Consider the following 15,695-nt stretch of genomic DNA (forward strand, 5'->3'; position numbering starts at 1 on the left):
ACATGCCGACCCATGCAGGCTCCTTCAACATTACACGCTGATTTTATTGAAAATATTCGTGGGGATCCCTCAGGATTAAAGCCGTAGGTCGGCCTCTCCTTGGGGCAATAAGTATTTTAGGTCGTAAAGCACATGTAGAGGCTTACCCCAAGCGCGCATTGAGTCTACTGATAGCTTTTTAAACTCATTATGAGCAACCGCCAGTATAATGGCGTCATAAGCGGAAGGTTCTGGCAACTCTATAGGTGAGATTCCGTAGGCCTGCTCAGCTTCTTGTTGATTAACATGCGGATCATAGACGTCTGCTTGAATATCGTAGTCAACCAACTCAGTAAGAATATCAACCACACGCGTATTACGCAGATCAGGGCAGTTTTCTTTAAACGTAAGGCCCATCACCAGTACACGAGCGTTGTTTACTTGAATACCCTTCTTAATCATTTGCTTAATGAGCTGGCTTGCTACATAAGCGCCCATACCATCGTTAATACGGCGACCAGAAAGAATAACTTCCGGATGATAACCAACCTGCTGAGCTTTATAGGTAAGGTAGTAGGGATCTACGCCGATGCAATGTCCGCCTACTAAACCGGGACGAAATGGCAAGAAATTCCACTTGGTTCCTGCTGCCGCCAGTACTTCTTCAGTATCAATATCTAAGCGGTTAAAGATCAGCGCCAACTCATTGATAAGCGCAATATTTACATCTCGCTGCGTATTCTCGATGACCTTAGCGGCTTCCGCAACGCGAATGCTACTGGCTAGATGCGTGCCCGCCGTAATGACGCGTCGGTAGAGTGCATCTACAAATTCAGCGGCTTCTTTAGTTGACCCCGATGTCACTTTCTTAATCGTGGTTACTCGGTGCTCTTTATCGCCTGGGTTGATACGCTCAGGGCTATAACCTGCAAAGAAATCCTGGTTGTAAATCAATCCGGAAATACGTTCAATGACTGGGATGCAGTCTTCTTCAGTCGCCCCAGGGTAGACGGTTGATTCGTATATAACGACATCTCCCTTACTCACCACCTGGCCTAGCGTTTCGCTCGCTTTGATCAACGGCGTTAAATCAGGGCGTCGACTATCATCAATTGGGGTAGGCACCGTCACAATGTAGACATTGCACTCACGAAGCACCTCTAGGTCACTGGCAAAACTAAGCTGGGTAGATTCAGCCAATAATGCCGGTTCTACCTCCAAGGTACGATCAATACCGTCGTTCAGTTCAGCGATGCGTTTAGCATTGATATCGAAACCAATTGTCGGCATCACTTTTCCGAACTCGACGGCCAGAGGCAGACCCACGTACCCCAGGCCGATGATTCCCAAACGAACGTTATCTATGTTCAGCATTACGATGCCCCATGTGATGTAGTGTTAATTTCAGTGCGATACCCGTGGGGGTTTTGGCGCTGCCAGCGCCAAGTGTCGGAAATCATGTCATCCAACCCTCGCCTGGCCAGCCAACCAAGCTCCTGCTGGGCCTTATGAGGATCTGCCCAGAATGCAGCCAGGTCACCTTCGCGACGCGGGGCAAACTGATAAGGAATCGGCCGTTCACTGATTCGCTCGAAAGCCTCCACCATTTGTAGGACCGATAGCCCCTGGCCGGTACCCAGGTTATAGACATGAGTGCCGGGTAAGCTCAACCGACCCAGTGCGCTAACATGCCCCTCTGCAAGATCCATCACATGAAGGTAATCTCTTACACAGGTGCCATCTTCGGTGGCATAGTCGTCACCAAAGACCTTTAATGATGGCCTACGCCCCACCGCCACCTGAGCGATATAGGGCAGCAAGTTATTGGGTACGCCCTGCGGGTCCTCTCCCAAGCGGCCAGAAGGATGCGCGCCAATGGGGTTGAAGTAACGCAGCAGCACGATGGACCAACGTTCATCGCTGTGAGAAAGGTCTTCAAGGGTTTTTTCAACCATCGATTTAGAGGTGCCGTAGGGATTGGAAGTGCCCCCGCGTGGCATGCTCTCGTGGTACGGTACCGGTGCGTCAGGGCCATACACCGTCGCCGAGGAACTGAACACTAGCCGAAATACCCCGGCTGCCTGCATCGCTCGACAAAGGGCTAGCGAGCCCCCCAAATTGGTGTCGTAATAGGCCAGAGGTTGCCCAACGCTCTCACCGACGGCTTTTAAACCTGCGAAATGAATCACGGCGTCGATATCGTGCTCGCTGAAAAGCTGATCGAGGCAAGCACGATCACGAATATCGCCCTTTATGAACGTCAAAGGCCGTCCAGTAATATGCTCGACACGCCGCAATGCCTCCTGCGACCCATTGATGAGGTTATCCAGCACAACGACCTCATAACCTTCTTCGAGTAGCATCAGCGATGTATGGGAGCCAATGTAGCCCGCCCCGCCAGTAACCAAAATCTTACTTTTTTGCATATTAATATCCAGCATCGACGCTCACCGGCGTAACGAGGGGTTTACCTTGCTGATAAGCGCGCAAGTTTTCGATGAAAATGGCCAACGCCCGTTCAAGATAGTAGGGTGTAGTGCCTGAAACATGCGGCGTAATCAATAAATTGCTGCGTTTCCACAGTGGCGAATCGACCGGCAGCGGTTGCTGCTCGAAGACATCGAGTGCAGCGCCTTTCAGCGTGCCGTTGTCCAACGCTCTGAGCACTGCCTCACTATTCACGACACCACCCCGCGAGATATCCACCAAAACTGCGCCAGGCTTCAGCTGGTCCAGAAGCTTATCGCTAACCACGCCACGGGTAGCCTGAGTCAACGGCAGGCACACGACCAGAAAATCCGTGCGCGCCAGTTCAGGACCCACCTGCTGCAGCTCCACAATACGATCAACGTGGGATATTTCTCGAGGCGTGCGCTGCGTACCCACCACCTGCATATCGAACGCTTTGGCTCGCTTGGCCAAGCATTGGCCAATATGCCCAAGCCCTAGCACCGTCAATTGACCGCCAGTCAGCTCACCCAGCCAGTGGCGCTGCCAATGCGCCTGCTGGGCCTGATCATGAAAGCTGCCAAATTGTTTTGTGAAGTAGAGCATAGCGCCAATGACATACTCGCTCATCGGCGCACCGTGCACGCCGCTGCTCTTGGTCATCAGCGTTTGTGTCTTGTCGAAGTCCATCGCCCAGATTTTCTCTACCCCAGAGGAAAGAAAATGCAGCCAGCGATAAGAAGCGAGCCTAGCCAGCGCCTCAGGCAACCATGGCAACGTAGGCGTGATGACAATGTCGATATCAGCATTTATCGGCACCGCCTCCACGCTGTCGGCAAAGAGCAGCTCAGTGTCTGGCAGTACCGCCATCAAGGTAGCGCTAACCTGCGCCTGCTGCTGCGCAAGTACTTCGGCTTTCTGAAGATAGAGCACACGCCTGATGGGGCCAGGCGGCATCATGCGTCACCCCGGCGGCCCAGGCGGTAAGCACAATTGGCAAGTTGCCGTTGGTTATCAAGAAGTAATGACTCGTCAGCGCTACGCCAATACGCCTCGGCTTGACGTAGCTTGGTGATTTCTGTTGGGAAGTCGAGTGTTTCGAGCAGATCGGCCGACGTAGCGGCCCCGGCGTGGAACGCCCGTGACAAAATGATCCACTGCGAGCCAAGACGAACATGCTCCCCAAGCACCGTTTCGGCGGGTAGTTCGCCCTGTCCGATACGTGCGACGCCACCCACGCCCCAGGTTACGCCCGCCTGGTTGAGAGCGGCGGCGGCGGGGTCTAATAAGCGTGCCGCCATGGGCTCAAATAGGAAGCGAAGGCCCATGTTCAAAGAGAGATCATTGAGGCCAATATGCACTTCATCGCTTCCCGGTGTCAGCAAATCCAGCCAATCCGGTAGCCGCACCAACGAGGCCGCTGTCTCAGCTAACAAGGTCACAGGCACCCGGCCATCCACCATGGCCATAAATTGCTCTACCTCCGCTCGCGAAGAAAACATCGGCAGCATCAAGCGCTGTGCGCCGTTGTCGAGTGCGCCCTCGACTTCCTGATGGGTCAACGCATTGAGCGGATTGAGCCTTACCATCAGCTCCGCCTGCTTCAATACCCCAGCAACCGCTGCAATTTCTTGCAGAGAGTGTGCTGCTTTATGCGTGTCAAGATGCCCCTGCCGTTCCGCCTTACCGAGCACCTCCTGATCCATAAAGATACGGGCTACGCCGTGCTGCTCGATGAACGAGGCCACATCAGGGCTGGCAGTAATCATCATAAAGTTGAGTTGGCTCATCGCATTGCCTCCTCAACGTCACTATCCCGTGGAGGCTGGCCATTCAGGCGATCACGGTAGGTGCGCCAATTGAGTCCAGCTTCCCCGTAAACCCCGCCCCCAGTCACAACCACCTTAACTGTCATTAGCAGAATCTTAAAATCGAATGCGAGGCTTTGTTTATCGACATACTCAGCGTCATAAGCCAATTGCTGTAGCCATCCCAGGCTACGCCGGCCTCTTATCTGGGCAAGCCCAGTTAAGCCTGGGCGAAGACTGAAGCGCCTCTTATAACCCGGCGGCACCACTTCGGTCTGTTCCATAAGCACTGGTCGAGGTCCCACCACGCTCATATCACCTTTTAAAATATTGATAAGTTGGGGTAACTCATCAAGACTGCTGGCACGGATGATGCGCCCGGCACGGGTAATCCGTGGATCATGCCCAGCGCTCACCACTTGTTCTTTGTGCTGGTCGATGGTTTCAGCCGCACGATGTACCATGGTACGGAACTTGAAAATCTTGAAAGGCCGTTCATCGCGCCCGGCACGCTGTTGCATAAAGAACACCGGCCCGTTGCTATCTAGCTTGATCCACACCGCTATCAATAACAGCAGCGGCGACAACACAATCAAGCCGGCGCCACTGGCAATTACATCGAAAAGTCGCTTAATGCCTTCCCTCATGCCAACTCCATTGCTTCAAGAATCACTTTGTTTACCTTTCGAACATCATAATGCCGCTCGACCAAGGTCCTCGACGCCTCTGCCATCTGCGGCACTAGCGTCGGCTGCTCGACAAACTTACGCATTGCCTCAAGTAGAGGCGCACTGGTACGTGGTGCCACTAAAAACCCGTTCACACCATCTTCCACGGTTTCCCGACAGCCTGGCGCGTCACTGGTAATAATCGGTCGTCGCATGCTCATCGCTTCGAGCACCGAGCGTGGCGTACCCTCACGATACGACGGCAGCACGAAAACAGAGCACTGCGCTATCCACGGGCGAACATCCGCAACGCCACCAATGAATTCCACCCCCCCTTCCTCCTTCCAGCGCTGCAAGTCTTCGGCAGCACATGAGTGAGGTAAATTAGGATCATGCGGTCCTACGGCGATAAAACGTACCGCTGGGTGCTCAGCTCGCAACTGAACAGCTGCCTTACAAAACTCTGCGATCCCCTTCTCGGTCAGCAACCGACCGATAAACAGGAATGTCAATTCCCCTTCGGGAAGCGGAGTAGCAGGGAAACGCTGAATATCGACACCCGACCCATAAGTGCGAACGGCCTTAGCTTTATCTCGTAGAATCCCTCGCTCAGTAAATTCCTGAAGATCATCGGGATTTTGGAAGAAGACTTTATTGTTACAGGCAAGCCCTGCGCGATAGAGCAGCGAAACGACCTTCATCAAGCGACGATTCTTGGCGCTATTAGTAGTGAACACATGACCAAGCCCGGTGATCATTGAGTAAATACGGGGCACACCGGCGGCCTTTGCGGCAAGGCTGCCATACACAACGGGCTTGATGGTATAACCGAATGTTGCTTTAGGTTTTAACCGCCGAATCAAACGATAAAGCGACCACAGCGTCTTGAGATCGTGTAGCGGGTTGATACCGGTACGCCCCATTTCGATCGGGAATATCTTAATGCCGAGCTCCTCAACCTCAGGAAGATAGTCTGCGGTGGGCACTGCCGCTGCCACGACCAAGGCCTGTGCCTGCATATCCTTTACCAGATCCCCTCGATTGGCTATCAGAGAGCGTGCATTCCCTGCGATGATTAGTAGATCCACGAATCAATGCCTTTTCAGTCGGACTGTCAATTGATTGAAAGATGAAGCGGCAAGCAACGTACAGATTGCCAAGAATTTCGTTCGATGCCTGATGGCCGTACCAAAATTAGTTACCCCGATGGCAAAAACGAAGATCAAAGCACCTGCCATAAACATCAAAGCAAGACACTCCTCTTTACGTCTAACCTGATGCCAGCCTTTATAAAGCCGCCAAGCAAGAAATAAATACATGCCAGATGCTACTATCCCCAGCATTTGCCGCGGGCTGCGCAAATCCCAAGGAAATGGTGAAAATGTAAAATATACAATTCGCATCGGAATTAACCACGGTTGTGTATAGGGGTTACCTTTTGCAATGAACCCTGGGTAAGCCGAGCCACCACGACCTTCACTCTGAAAACGGGATTCAATCAGCTCCTCTACCCCTTCCTCCTCACTATCACCACCAATAGTAATCCCCTTGCCGAGGCTTATACCGCCGCTCCCGACGACAATAAGCAATGCCACAGAAAAAAGCGCAATAGCCGATAAAAACTTGCTAGCCGTTTGGCGCGTCGTTGCCCCACCTTTGATTGAAGCAACCAGCGTTCTAAAGGAGAAATAGCCCAGGTATAAGGCGATTCCGACCATCGCACCGATCCAGCCTGGGTGAATCATAAGTGCCACAGCAAACATAGAAAAAGCAGCAAAAATCCAGATGGTTCCCTTACCTGATACCCAATTTAAAAAGAAATAAACGCCAAGTAAAAAGATAACAATTGAAAACTCTTCGCGTAGCGCTATCACGGAGTTGAACGCCGCAAAAGGGAAAATCGCCACTATATAAGCACTGATGACGGCGGGCTTTCTTCCCCATAAGCGGTAAGCCATAATACCGGTGAGAAAAATACCCACCAGACCTGCTAAAAAGTTTAATACAGGTAAAACAAAGTGATTATAACCAAATAATTTAAAAAAGACGGCACCTATAGTGCTGTACACATAAGAAGCACTGTAATTAAAGGTGTCGAATAATCTATTCCATTCTAGCTGTGACCATTCATAAGCTGTTCTTGAAAAAACAACGGCATCACCTGTAGCACCTGGCGGGGCGAATATGCCGTAGTAGTCAAGAAACATTAACAGTACCCGAAAAGCAAACCCAAACATGATCGGCCATAACAGCCAGCGATGCTTCATAGACACTATCAAACAAAAAACGAACGACAGTGCAAACATAACAATAACGAATAGCGCCGGTATCATATAAATCTCATTTAAAGGGCAGCAATCAGGTTGTCATAACTTCTTTGTATAAGGCAATGTGCTTATCGGCAGAAGTCTTTATTAAATAGTCACCTGAGTAAGTAAGTGCATTATGGGAAAACAACTGAAGTAAGCGGACGTTTGTTAGCATTTTCTCTAACGCTCGGGCATAAGACTCTTCGTCCAGCTCATCGACAACAATTCCATTACATGCCTTGTGCACAATTTCAGCGCAACCACCGACATTGGTCACTATCACTGGAAGCCCACTCAGGGTGGCCTCTATCTGCGCAATAGGTAGCCCCTCCCAGGCAGACGACATGACAAAAACATCGGCTTCATAAAGCAGCTCATCGACATTGCTCACGTTACCCAAGAATTCAATATGAGCCGATATGCCTTTATCGTTTGCAAGCTTCTCCAAACTCTCACGCAAAGGCCCCTCACCAGCAATTTTCAATTGATAACGAGCGCCAACTAACTTGGCAAGTGAAGATATAAGAAGTACAAGATTCTTTTGTTCAGACAAACGTCCGACACTTATCAATTTCACTACGTTCCCACTCTTTTCTTCACTGCCCCTGAGCCTTTTTTTTATGCGCGTTGGGGTAACGCCATTATCAATTCTTATCACTTTCTTACGGGACACGCTTTCAAGCAACTCCTTACAAGCCTGGCATATACCTATGTATCTGGACACCTTCATATCCAAAAGCTTGTAGATTATTGGTTTGGCGCCAAGGCGGATATTATGATGTGTATAAACGACTTTTGCATTTTTCACGAAAAGAGAAAAGATTGCCGCATAATATAAGTGACAGTGTACGATATCGGGTGAAAACTCTGACACCACTCCATTTATTTTACTAATACCTCGCCATGGTTTTTTACGGGCAGACGCACCGATAAATCCATACTCAATGCCGTGAAATTCTATTTCTCTCAAAAACCTTGCTTCAAAATCGCCATCTCTTCCCGCTTCTGTCGCTCTGTCCAAAAAAAGAATGAATACCTTATGCCCAGCCTTGACCATCTCTATAGAAAGATCTCTGACATATATTTCCGCACCACCGGCTGCAGCAGAAGAGATAACGTGGAGAATTCTCATAAACTAACTCTTATCAAAATCGTAATTGAACCGACTTATATCATCGCTATACAGAGACCTTACCAACTCAACCATGTCATCGTTGACATACTCACTACGATAGTCGGAGCAATCAGAAGTAGTGTTTTCACGGCCGACATTGATAGTCTTCTCCAGCTTCGACTCGACATATTTAATGTCTACATCCATGCTCTCTACCTTACCTATATAATCAGTAAGAAGATGACCATGTTTACCCACTATAAATTTGCTTTGTGGCTGGAAGACGAAATCAACCTTTTCCAGGTTTTGCTTAGCAAGCCATTCAAAAAGAAATCGCTCAAAACTATCAAATTGTGGAATCTGATATTGCTCCGGTCGATACATACCCATGCTATTGGTCTTACCGACTTTCGCAAAACGGTAAGCCGACAGAACTCGGTCCCATGGGTTCCTAACAAAAGAGAATACAAACGCTTTTCCAAACAGTTTTGGAAAGAGAGAGTGTATCTCACTAGCAGTATAATGACCTAACGTGCGACCATAAATAGCCTTATTTAAACTCGTCCCCGCCGCCTTAGGTATATGTATATATATACAATTATTACTTTTCCAGTGCGGATATCGCCGAAACAAATTTAATTTATGCTTGACGTCTTTACTGTTCATTTATCTTCCTAGATACCAGTTGTACATACTGTGACGTCACAAATGGGATAGTAAATTTCTCAAGATGACTCTTGAGTTCGTCACTCATTTCCCTGGTACTAGCGGTATTGGGGGTAACGTAACAACCTTCGGGGTAAAGGCGCGCAATGGTTTCTGCCATTTGCCGATAGTTTCCAATATTAACGAGACTACCAAAACGACCATCATCAAGTATTTCTCTCGGCCCACTAGGACAATTTGTAGAGATCACCTCAACCCCGCTCCCTAACGCCTCGATCAATGCATTAGGAAGACCTTCCCAGCGAGATGCAAAAAGAAAAAGATGATAACATTTTATTTTCTTTTCTATATCCGGATCGAAAGATTTCAGATGAACACGATCAGTAAGCCCCCGACGGACTATCTCTTTTTGCAACTCATCGAATAATTCGCCCTCACCATATATATCAAGTTCTATATCGATTCCAATCTCATTAATTGAATGATCAATAGCCCTTATTAACATTAGTTGATCTTTAGCTTCTGTTAATCTTCCGATATTGATCGCTTTTATTCTCTTTTTCACTCCAATATCCGCATTTTTTACGCGTGGGAAAAAATGGGGAAGCTCGTCAAAGACCGGATTGTATATACAGTGCACTTTATTTTCGCTGAAATGATAATAATCGCATAGAGAAGCACCAGAATCTTTCGAGTTTACCAGCACGATGGGTGCACTTTTACACGCCCTGCCATGCAGAAAGGAAAGCAGCCTTAACAACGGCGTTTTTCTCAAATTACGATATTTCTCTGCCACATCTGTTCTAACATTAGGCACACGCAAGCATCTATAAGGCCAAGCTAACGCACACGCTAGGTATGCAATGATGTTAGGAATATCAGTAAAGGAAATAACTACATCAGGACGTTCTGTTTTAATTAACCGACTAATAACCCATGCTCGCACCAAAGGATTAGCAGTAGAAATTTTATTTAACTTAACATTAGCGTCTATGCTGTATTCTTGTCCTTCCTTCGTTTTCCAGTAAACATAACTGACATCATGCCCAATGTCAGCAAGAGCGCTAGATAGCTTGACAGCAACTTTCTCGGCACCGCCGCCACCAAATGACGAACAAACAAAAGTAATTCTCATAACGAACGCTTCTTGAATGTAGCCGAAAAATTTGAAACAGGAAGTGGAACCATGAATTTTAGCAGTTGTTTAAACCCGGATTTATCAAGACAGGAGAAGTAAATAATATTCAGGTCTGAAAAGGTAAGATCACCGCTTCGTTTTCGTGCAGCCAGCCAGGAGAAATTCTTTCGATTAGATAATCGCTTTAACGACGTATTAATTTCCTTGTCTGGGTTTTTCTCTATAAAGCGCATGACCGTTTTCTGAACGGGATGCTGTTTTTCCACCTTCGATTTACCGTATATAACACCACTGTTATCTAATGCATAACATGAGGTTATTACAGGCGATACTACTATTGAACTACAACTGAGCAACAGCCTGAGCCAGAGATCGCTATCGCCTCCTCGCTTACATTGCCCCGCTGGAAACCCCCCTGTTTCAATAAAAAGGTCTTTATCTATGACAACCGCGTTTGTATGGAAGATATCTTTACTTGCAAACCTTACTAAAGCTACATCACGGTCAATCTGCTCTTCCTTTGAGTGATCAAAACCAGACTTTTTACCTTTAAATACTTTATTTCTTGATAAGCTAAAAAACCTCACTTCTTCGTACTTACTTATTAATTGCTCAGATGTCTCAAGATGATTAGAATACCAAACATCATCAGCATCTAAAAAAGTAATCCATTGATATTTTGCTTTTTCAACACCTAAGTTTCTAGCAGCATATCCTCCCGGTCCAGGTGAATCCCTTTTGTATATTTTTATTTTATCTGACTCATAAGGGAGGATCAGCTCGGAACTACCATCTATAGAACAGTCGTCAATTAAAATAAGTTCAAATTTATCATTAGTTTGAGCAAGAACAGACTCGATAGCAGCAACGACATGCTCCTTCTTGTTATGTACAGGAATAATTACTGTGAACATATTGGGGTTTCCATTAAAATGAAGATAAAGACATTAAAATCAAGCAAAACATCATTAATTAGCAACAAACACCAATTATCATGTGGTTATTTTTATTTACTATTAATGATGACTATCAGTTATTAAAATAAACGCCTATGTATGTAATTCACTTACTTACTAAAAAGTATTTTCCATGTTTTATAAACCCATATAGCATAAAATAAATCATTTAAAAACAAAAATTAAAAAACTGCTTAATGTACAAAAACTTTTGATAAAAAATTAGATTAATCACATGGGCTCACTGTATTTTTCACAATCTTTGATTTCTTTATCGTCATTACAAAAAACATAGAAATAATAACAAACCTGCAGTAAGTTTATTTTAGATTGTATAGGCAAAGTTTTATCGTTTTTGTCTAATGCATTTGATTCAACTGCATTCCGTAGCTCTTTTGGAATTGGCCTAGATGTAAATATATTTACGCTTTCAGACCAACGCTGAGATGCTAAAAGAGTTTTCCAATTACTCCATGGCCCTTGATCCCTATGATCAAAACCTAGCTGCTTTAATACCTTTTGATATAACCAAAACGGAGCTTGTATCTGACAGTTCACCCACCATGGGAAGTAAGGAAGACGACCATCAGCATGAAAAACATATTTTGTTTTACTTAATGAAATCCGAAAAGCCTTATTAAAAAGTCGTCGATTCAGCTTCCAATTGACTGGCACGCTTGCGGATGCTTTAACTGACTCTTTCGCCATGAAAACTTCGTGACTAGCAAATAAACGTCTATTTGTGTAGAGATTGCTAATACCAGCTCTCATCGTGGCCGGCCACAGTTCAAACCACTCATCTGCGCTATTAGGTCTTATCTTGTTAACCCTAGCATAATGCTCTCTTCTTCTCGCAGTTACTTTATCAAGTAAATCGTTTGAAAAAAAAGGGTTAGTAACTTTAATAGTACGACTCTCCCCACTTTCAGCAAACTCCGGAAGAAAGGAAAACCGCTTTACCCATTTAGGTTTTTTTGCATGCTGTGCCTTAAGAAGAGAATCTGCAATGTACCCGCCAAAAACAGCCTTATAGTTTGCTAGCTTATGTTTTTTATCAAATTTAAGCGTATGTGCGTGAATATATTGATGGCCAGTACCAACTAAATCACTCGCTTCAGGTAAAATATCGATATAATGAGTTTGACTTCGATAACTAAGATTAAAATTTAGTCCATAGGCAGCAGCAACCTCTCGGGCTAATACACCTTCACGATTCATTTTATCTAAGAATATATAAGCATCACGATCTAGTTTATTTGGCAGCATTCCTGCTAATGTTCTAGAATCTTCACCTGCGCTAATAAATTGAGCAACACGATCAAGAGAACAGGTAGCTCTGTCAATGTAACCTTGTACACCATCGTGCAAATACTTAGCTGCATCGTGAATATTTTTGTATTTGTTACTTTCTATAGGCACCCAATACGTTTTTGAATTTTCTAATAACCAATCATTTGTTTCTTCTGATTGTTTTATCCACCTATTAATAGAAGCAGGATTACACTGACTAACTGTTTGGTAAAAAGTATATGGATAGGTGACTGTAAAATGGAGTACGAAATCTACACATGAGACGTTATCGATATTATTTTTTTGCCCGCATGCATTGGACAATGCGTCGACATGGGTGCCCCAAAATAATGTTTTCTCATCATGAAATTGGTACACGGGGATGAATAACATAAGATCAGTTATACATTCTACTCGTGATTTTTCTTTATCAATAACGAGCACAACAAAGGGACCACTGATATCTTCGCTCCATTCAGCTTTCCCTGATTGCCAGTGACTAAGAATCGCGCGTGTTCCAGCCTGTTGATCATCTCCACCAATAAAATAGTTATCCCGAAAGTAAAGCACAGGGCCGCCAATAACAATACAAATATAGCGACTTGTTTCTATTGGGTTGAACCCACTGTATCTCGAGGAGCTTGTGGCAACCGCTCCCCAGCCACCACTGTAAACATGCACACATGATGCTTCTGCAGGCTGCACATTTTTTAATGATTCAGCCAGTATTTTCCCTGCGTTTGGATCGGAGCTATAGATAAAGTCACTCATGATCAGCCTAGGTCACTTTTGTAAAATTAAAATTTCAATATATAAAAATATCGCATCAACCGCTTTAGGTAAGAACCGCTCCCACCGATATTTTCAAAAATCATTTTATGGGGAGTGGGGGTTTTAACCATCGATTCAAAAATATCATAGGCTGGATTTCTTGATTTGCCATAATACGGGTAATAATGAATCATAAAGTTGCATGCTGTGTTTATCTCAATGACTTTTCCTGAAGTCAACGATTCATTTAGGATTAGATCAACACCCGACACTCCTAACCCTGGTATGGAAGAAGCTGCCCGTTCAGCCAGCTCTTTAATACTATCTGCTACGTATTCAGTTAAGTCTAATGCCTCACCCCCTTGATGTATATTTGATGTATTATTAACTAAAAAGACCTCGCCATCAAAGGGTATATAACTTTGCTCAATATCTTTAGATATATTTAATGGATGTGGGCCATAATAGGCATGCTTTGCACGATTCAGATTTTTTTCATGCACCAGCTCTAAAACTTTGTTTTTACCGTTGCCGATCACATGAGCAGGAAGGCGAGTAGCTGCACACACGAATTTTCCGTTAACAACAATAGCTCTTAAGTCTATACCTGTTAATCTTTCTTCTATTAATATTGTGCCATCTTCTGTTGTTAGGTTGTTATAAGCAAGCAACCAAGCTTCTTCAAACTCTTTAGGCGTTCTGACTCCAATGCTAATTCCTTTACCAGCTCTTCCATTACTAGGTTTTAGAACCAACCCTTTTTCTCTTTTTTTGTTCTGAGAAAACCATTTATATGCTGCATCATAATCGCTTTTAGGTTCAAACGCTTTTGAGTATGGAATATCTACTCCATGCTCTTTAAGCCTTAGCAGAGTTTCACGCTTATCTTTACAAATTTTTCTAGCTTCCCGTGAGGTTAAGTTAGTAACCATGTCACATGCTGATCCAACTTTTCTACCTCTAAACACAAATATTTTAAACTTCTTTTTTTTTGTTAATATCTTAATGCCGACATCATTTGCTGCTTTATAAAAACAATCAAAGTGGTCAACCTTTTTTTTACTTACCTCGTTCGGAGCTTCAGTCACGTAAGATTTTATAAAGCTTTCAACCATCATTCTGAATAGCTCCCTGCATCTGCTTTGACATTATCTTGGTAGGCTGTTTGAGCGAAAAAAACTGTAAATACAGGTAGCAATAATTTTATGAAGAATCCCGTGATGCTTAGAATAGCCACTGTCAAAATGTCGCTTCCCGTTATACGATAACCTAGGTAAATAGCCCCCATTCTGACTATAAAGCTAAAAATTTCAAACGAAAGAAAGAAACCTTGCTTAGATAACGCCGGTAGAGCGGCTATGCTTGGTCCTGTAATAAAAGCTGCAAATAAAAATATCGACATCCACCTAGCGTATTCTCCGGCTACAAACCATTCTTCACCAAATACAAAAGAGAAAATTGTTGGACCAAAAGCCACGATAATACCATATGGCACGATGTTTAAGAGCGCTAAGGCAAGCGTTGCCTTAATTATTAATCCCTTAGCATCTCCCCTAGCATTAATCACTTCCGTAATTTTAGGGTAAAAAACTGTTGTAATCGATTTACTGATCAACTTTGAAGGCACTGACAATGCCATTCTAGCTAAAGCATAAAAACCTGCTACAGACGTTCCAAACAAGCTTGCCAAAATTATTACGGGGAAATTAGCTGACGCAGTATTAAATAATACCTGAGGAGTTCTATAATAAACAAAGTCACGATACTTCCATGCCAGCTCCCTTTGTTTAGTGATATTTACCTTATCACTATTACCAACATTCATAATATTTTCAACCGCGCTTTTACGTGTCGCATTCCAAAGCATAAGCGCGTGTAACGCTCCTCCAAGAGTTGATAATATGATGAGAAAAGTAGCTACAGGAAAAAACAACCCGACCCCTGCTTTTGCACTATTAACCCATAAAGCTTGTAAGACGGCTATTTTGGCTTTAATTTTAAAAAGCTTCTTTCGCACTACCCACTGGCTCATGATTGACATGCATGCTGAAAACAGCATAGCGACCGGCAATAACAAAACAAAAGATTCAATTTCTTGGAGATTGAAAGCGTTAACTAGTTGCGTTTTGAAAACAAGCAAAACTATACTAACCAGCAAACATGTTATTGCCGCAATTTTAATAGACAATTTAGCTAAGCCCCTAGCATCGGCATCATGCTTTGGTAATACAATAGCAACAGGATAACTAAAAGCGGCCAGGGGCATTATGACCGCCAAAATAGCAGTGAAGGTTCCCAGTACGCCAAATGCTTCTGGTCCATATAACCGAGTAATAATTGGCGCAAAAGCCATAATAATGGCCTGTGCTCCTGCTGTACCCGTGGCCACTATAGCAACATTACGAACAAATTTGCTGCTGGTAGCTCGCTTGATAACGCTGATCACAATTATTGAGCCTTTATTGGAGAGGTAAGTGATTACCCAAAAGTAATCGAATATTCGTGACCGTAGCCCCTACACACTTTGTTGACCGCTTCACAGAGCCTG

Annotated in this window: 14 protein-coding genes; all 14 read right to left on the bottom strand. The window is 44.8% G+C overall.

Features of this window, described 5'->3' with window-relative positions:
- Positions 1-75: 75 nt before the first annotated feature.
- On the bottom strand, positions 76-1,353 hold the full coding sequence (gene tviB, locus RZA33_RS18870; RefSeq protein WP_317509262.1) for a Vi polysaccharide biosynthesis UDP-N-acetylglucosamine C-6 dehydrogenase TviB: 1,278 nt from the start codon (positions 1,351-1,353) through the stop codon (positions 76-78).
- Entirely contained in the window at positions 1,353-2,405 is a 1,053-nt protein-coding gene (gene galE / locus RZA33_RS18875) for a UDP-glucose 4-epimerase GalE (protein WP_317509263.1), read from the bottom strand. Before galE ends, tviB begins: the two co-directional genes overlap by 1 nt.
- Position 2,406: 1 nt before the next feature.
- A complete protein-coding gene (locus RZA33_RS18880; RefSeq protein ID WP_317509264.1) occupies positions 2,407-3,387 on the bottom strand; it encodes a D-2-hydroxyacid dehydrogenase in 981 nt (326 codons plus the stop codon).
- Positions 3,384-4,217, bottom strand: coding sequence for an aldolase/citrate lyase family protein (locus tag RZA33_RS18885; protein WP_317509265.1), 834 nt, complete (start codon positions 4,215-4,217; stop codon positions 3,384-3,386). Before RZA33_RS18885 ends, RZA33_RS18880 begins: the two co-directional genes overlap by 4 nt.
- The gene (locus tag RZA33_RS18890) at positions 4,214-4,882 is read right to left on the bottom strand and encodes a sugar transferase (RefSeq protein WP_317509266.1); all 669 of its coding nucleotides are present in this window, start codon (positions 4,880-4,882) and stop codon (positions 4,214-4,216) included. The genes RZA33_RS18885 and RZA33_RS18890 overlap by 4 nt, the downstream gene beginning before the upstream one ends.
- Positions 4,879-5,991 (bottom strand): glycosyltransferase family 4 protein, encoded by a 1,113-nt coding sequence (locus tag RZA33_RS18895; RefSeq protein WP_317509267.1) that lies wholly within the window; start codon positions 5,989-5,991, stop codon positions 4,879-4,881. Before RZA33_RS18895 ends, RZA33_RS18890 begins: the two co-directional genes overlap by 4 nt.
- Before the next feature lie 3 nt (positions 5,992-5,994).
- The gene (locus tag RZA33_RS18900) at positions 5,995-7,236 is read right to left on the bottom strand and encodes a hypothetical protein (RefSeq protein WP_317509268.1); all 1,242 of its coding nucleotides are present in this window, start codon (positions 7,234-7,236) and stop codon (positions 5,995-5,997) included.
- Positions 7,237-7,261: 25 nt separating this feature from the next.
- A complete protein-coding gene (locus RZA33_RS18905; RefSeq protein ID WP_317509269.1) occupies positions 7,262-8,344 on the bottom strand; it encodes a glycosyltransferase family 4 protein in 1,083 nt (360 codons plus the stop codon).
- Between the two features lie 3 nt (positions 8,345-8,347).
- Entirely contained in the window at positions 8,348-8,992 is a 645-nt protein-coding gene (locus tag RZA33_RS18910) for a sulfotransferase family 2 domain-containing protein (protein WP_317509270.1), read from the bottom strand.
- Positions 8,982-10,127 carry a glycosyltransferase gene (locus RZA33_RS18915; RefSeq protein WP_317509271.1) on the bottom strand — a complete coding sequence of 382 codons (1,146 nt, stop codon included), beginning with the start codon at positions 10,125-10,127 and terminating at the stop codon, positions 8,982-8,984. Before RZA33_RS18915 ends, RZA33_RS18910 begins: the two co-directional genes overlap by 11 nt.
- Positions 10,124-11,044 carry a glycosyltransferase family A protein gene (locus RZA33_RS18920; RefSeq protein ID WP_317509272.1) on the bottom strand — a complete coding sequence of 307 codons (921 nt, stop codon included), beginning with the start codon at positions 11,042-11,044 and terminating at the stop codon, positions 10,124-10,126. The genes RZA33_RS18915 and RZA33_RS18920 overlap by 4 nt, the downstream gene beginning before the upstream one ends.
- A gap of 273 nt (positions 11,045-11,317) precedes the next feature.
- Entirely contained in the window at positions 11,318-13,147 is a 1,830-nt protein-coding gene (locus RZA33_RS18925; RefSeq protein ID WP_317509273.1) for a hypothetical protein, read from the bottom strand.
- Between the two features lie 26 nt (positions 13,148-13,173).
- Positions 13,174-14,265 carry an ATP-grasp domain-containing protein gene (locus RZA33_RS18930; RefSeq protein WP_317509274.1) on the bottom strand — a complete coding sequence of 364 codons (1,092 nt, stop codon included), beginning with the start codon at positions 14,263-14,265 and terminating at the stop codon, positions 13,174-13,176.
- Positions 14,262-15,593 (bottom strand): lipopolysaccharide biosynthesis protein, encoded by a 1,332-nt coding sequence (locus RZA33_RS18935; RefSeq protein WP_317509275.1) that lies wholly within the window; start codon positions 15,591-15,593, stop codon positions 14,262-14,264. Before RZA33_RS18935 ends, RZA33_RS18930 begins: the two co-directional genes overlap by 4 nt.
- Positions 15,594-15,695: the final 102 nt, after the last annotated feature.

The organism is Halovibrio sp. HP20-59 (genome assembly GCF_033052795.2).
Taxonomy (GTDB): domain Bacteria; phylum Pseudomonadota; class Gammaproteobacteria; order Pseudomonadales; family Halomonadaceae; genus Vreelandella.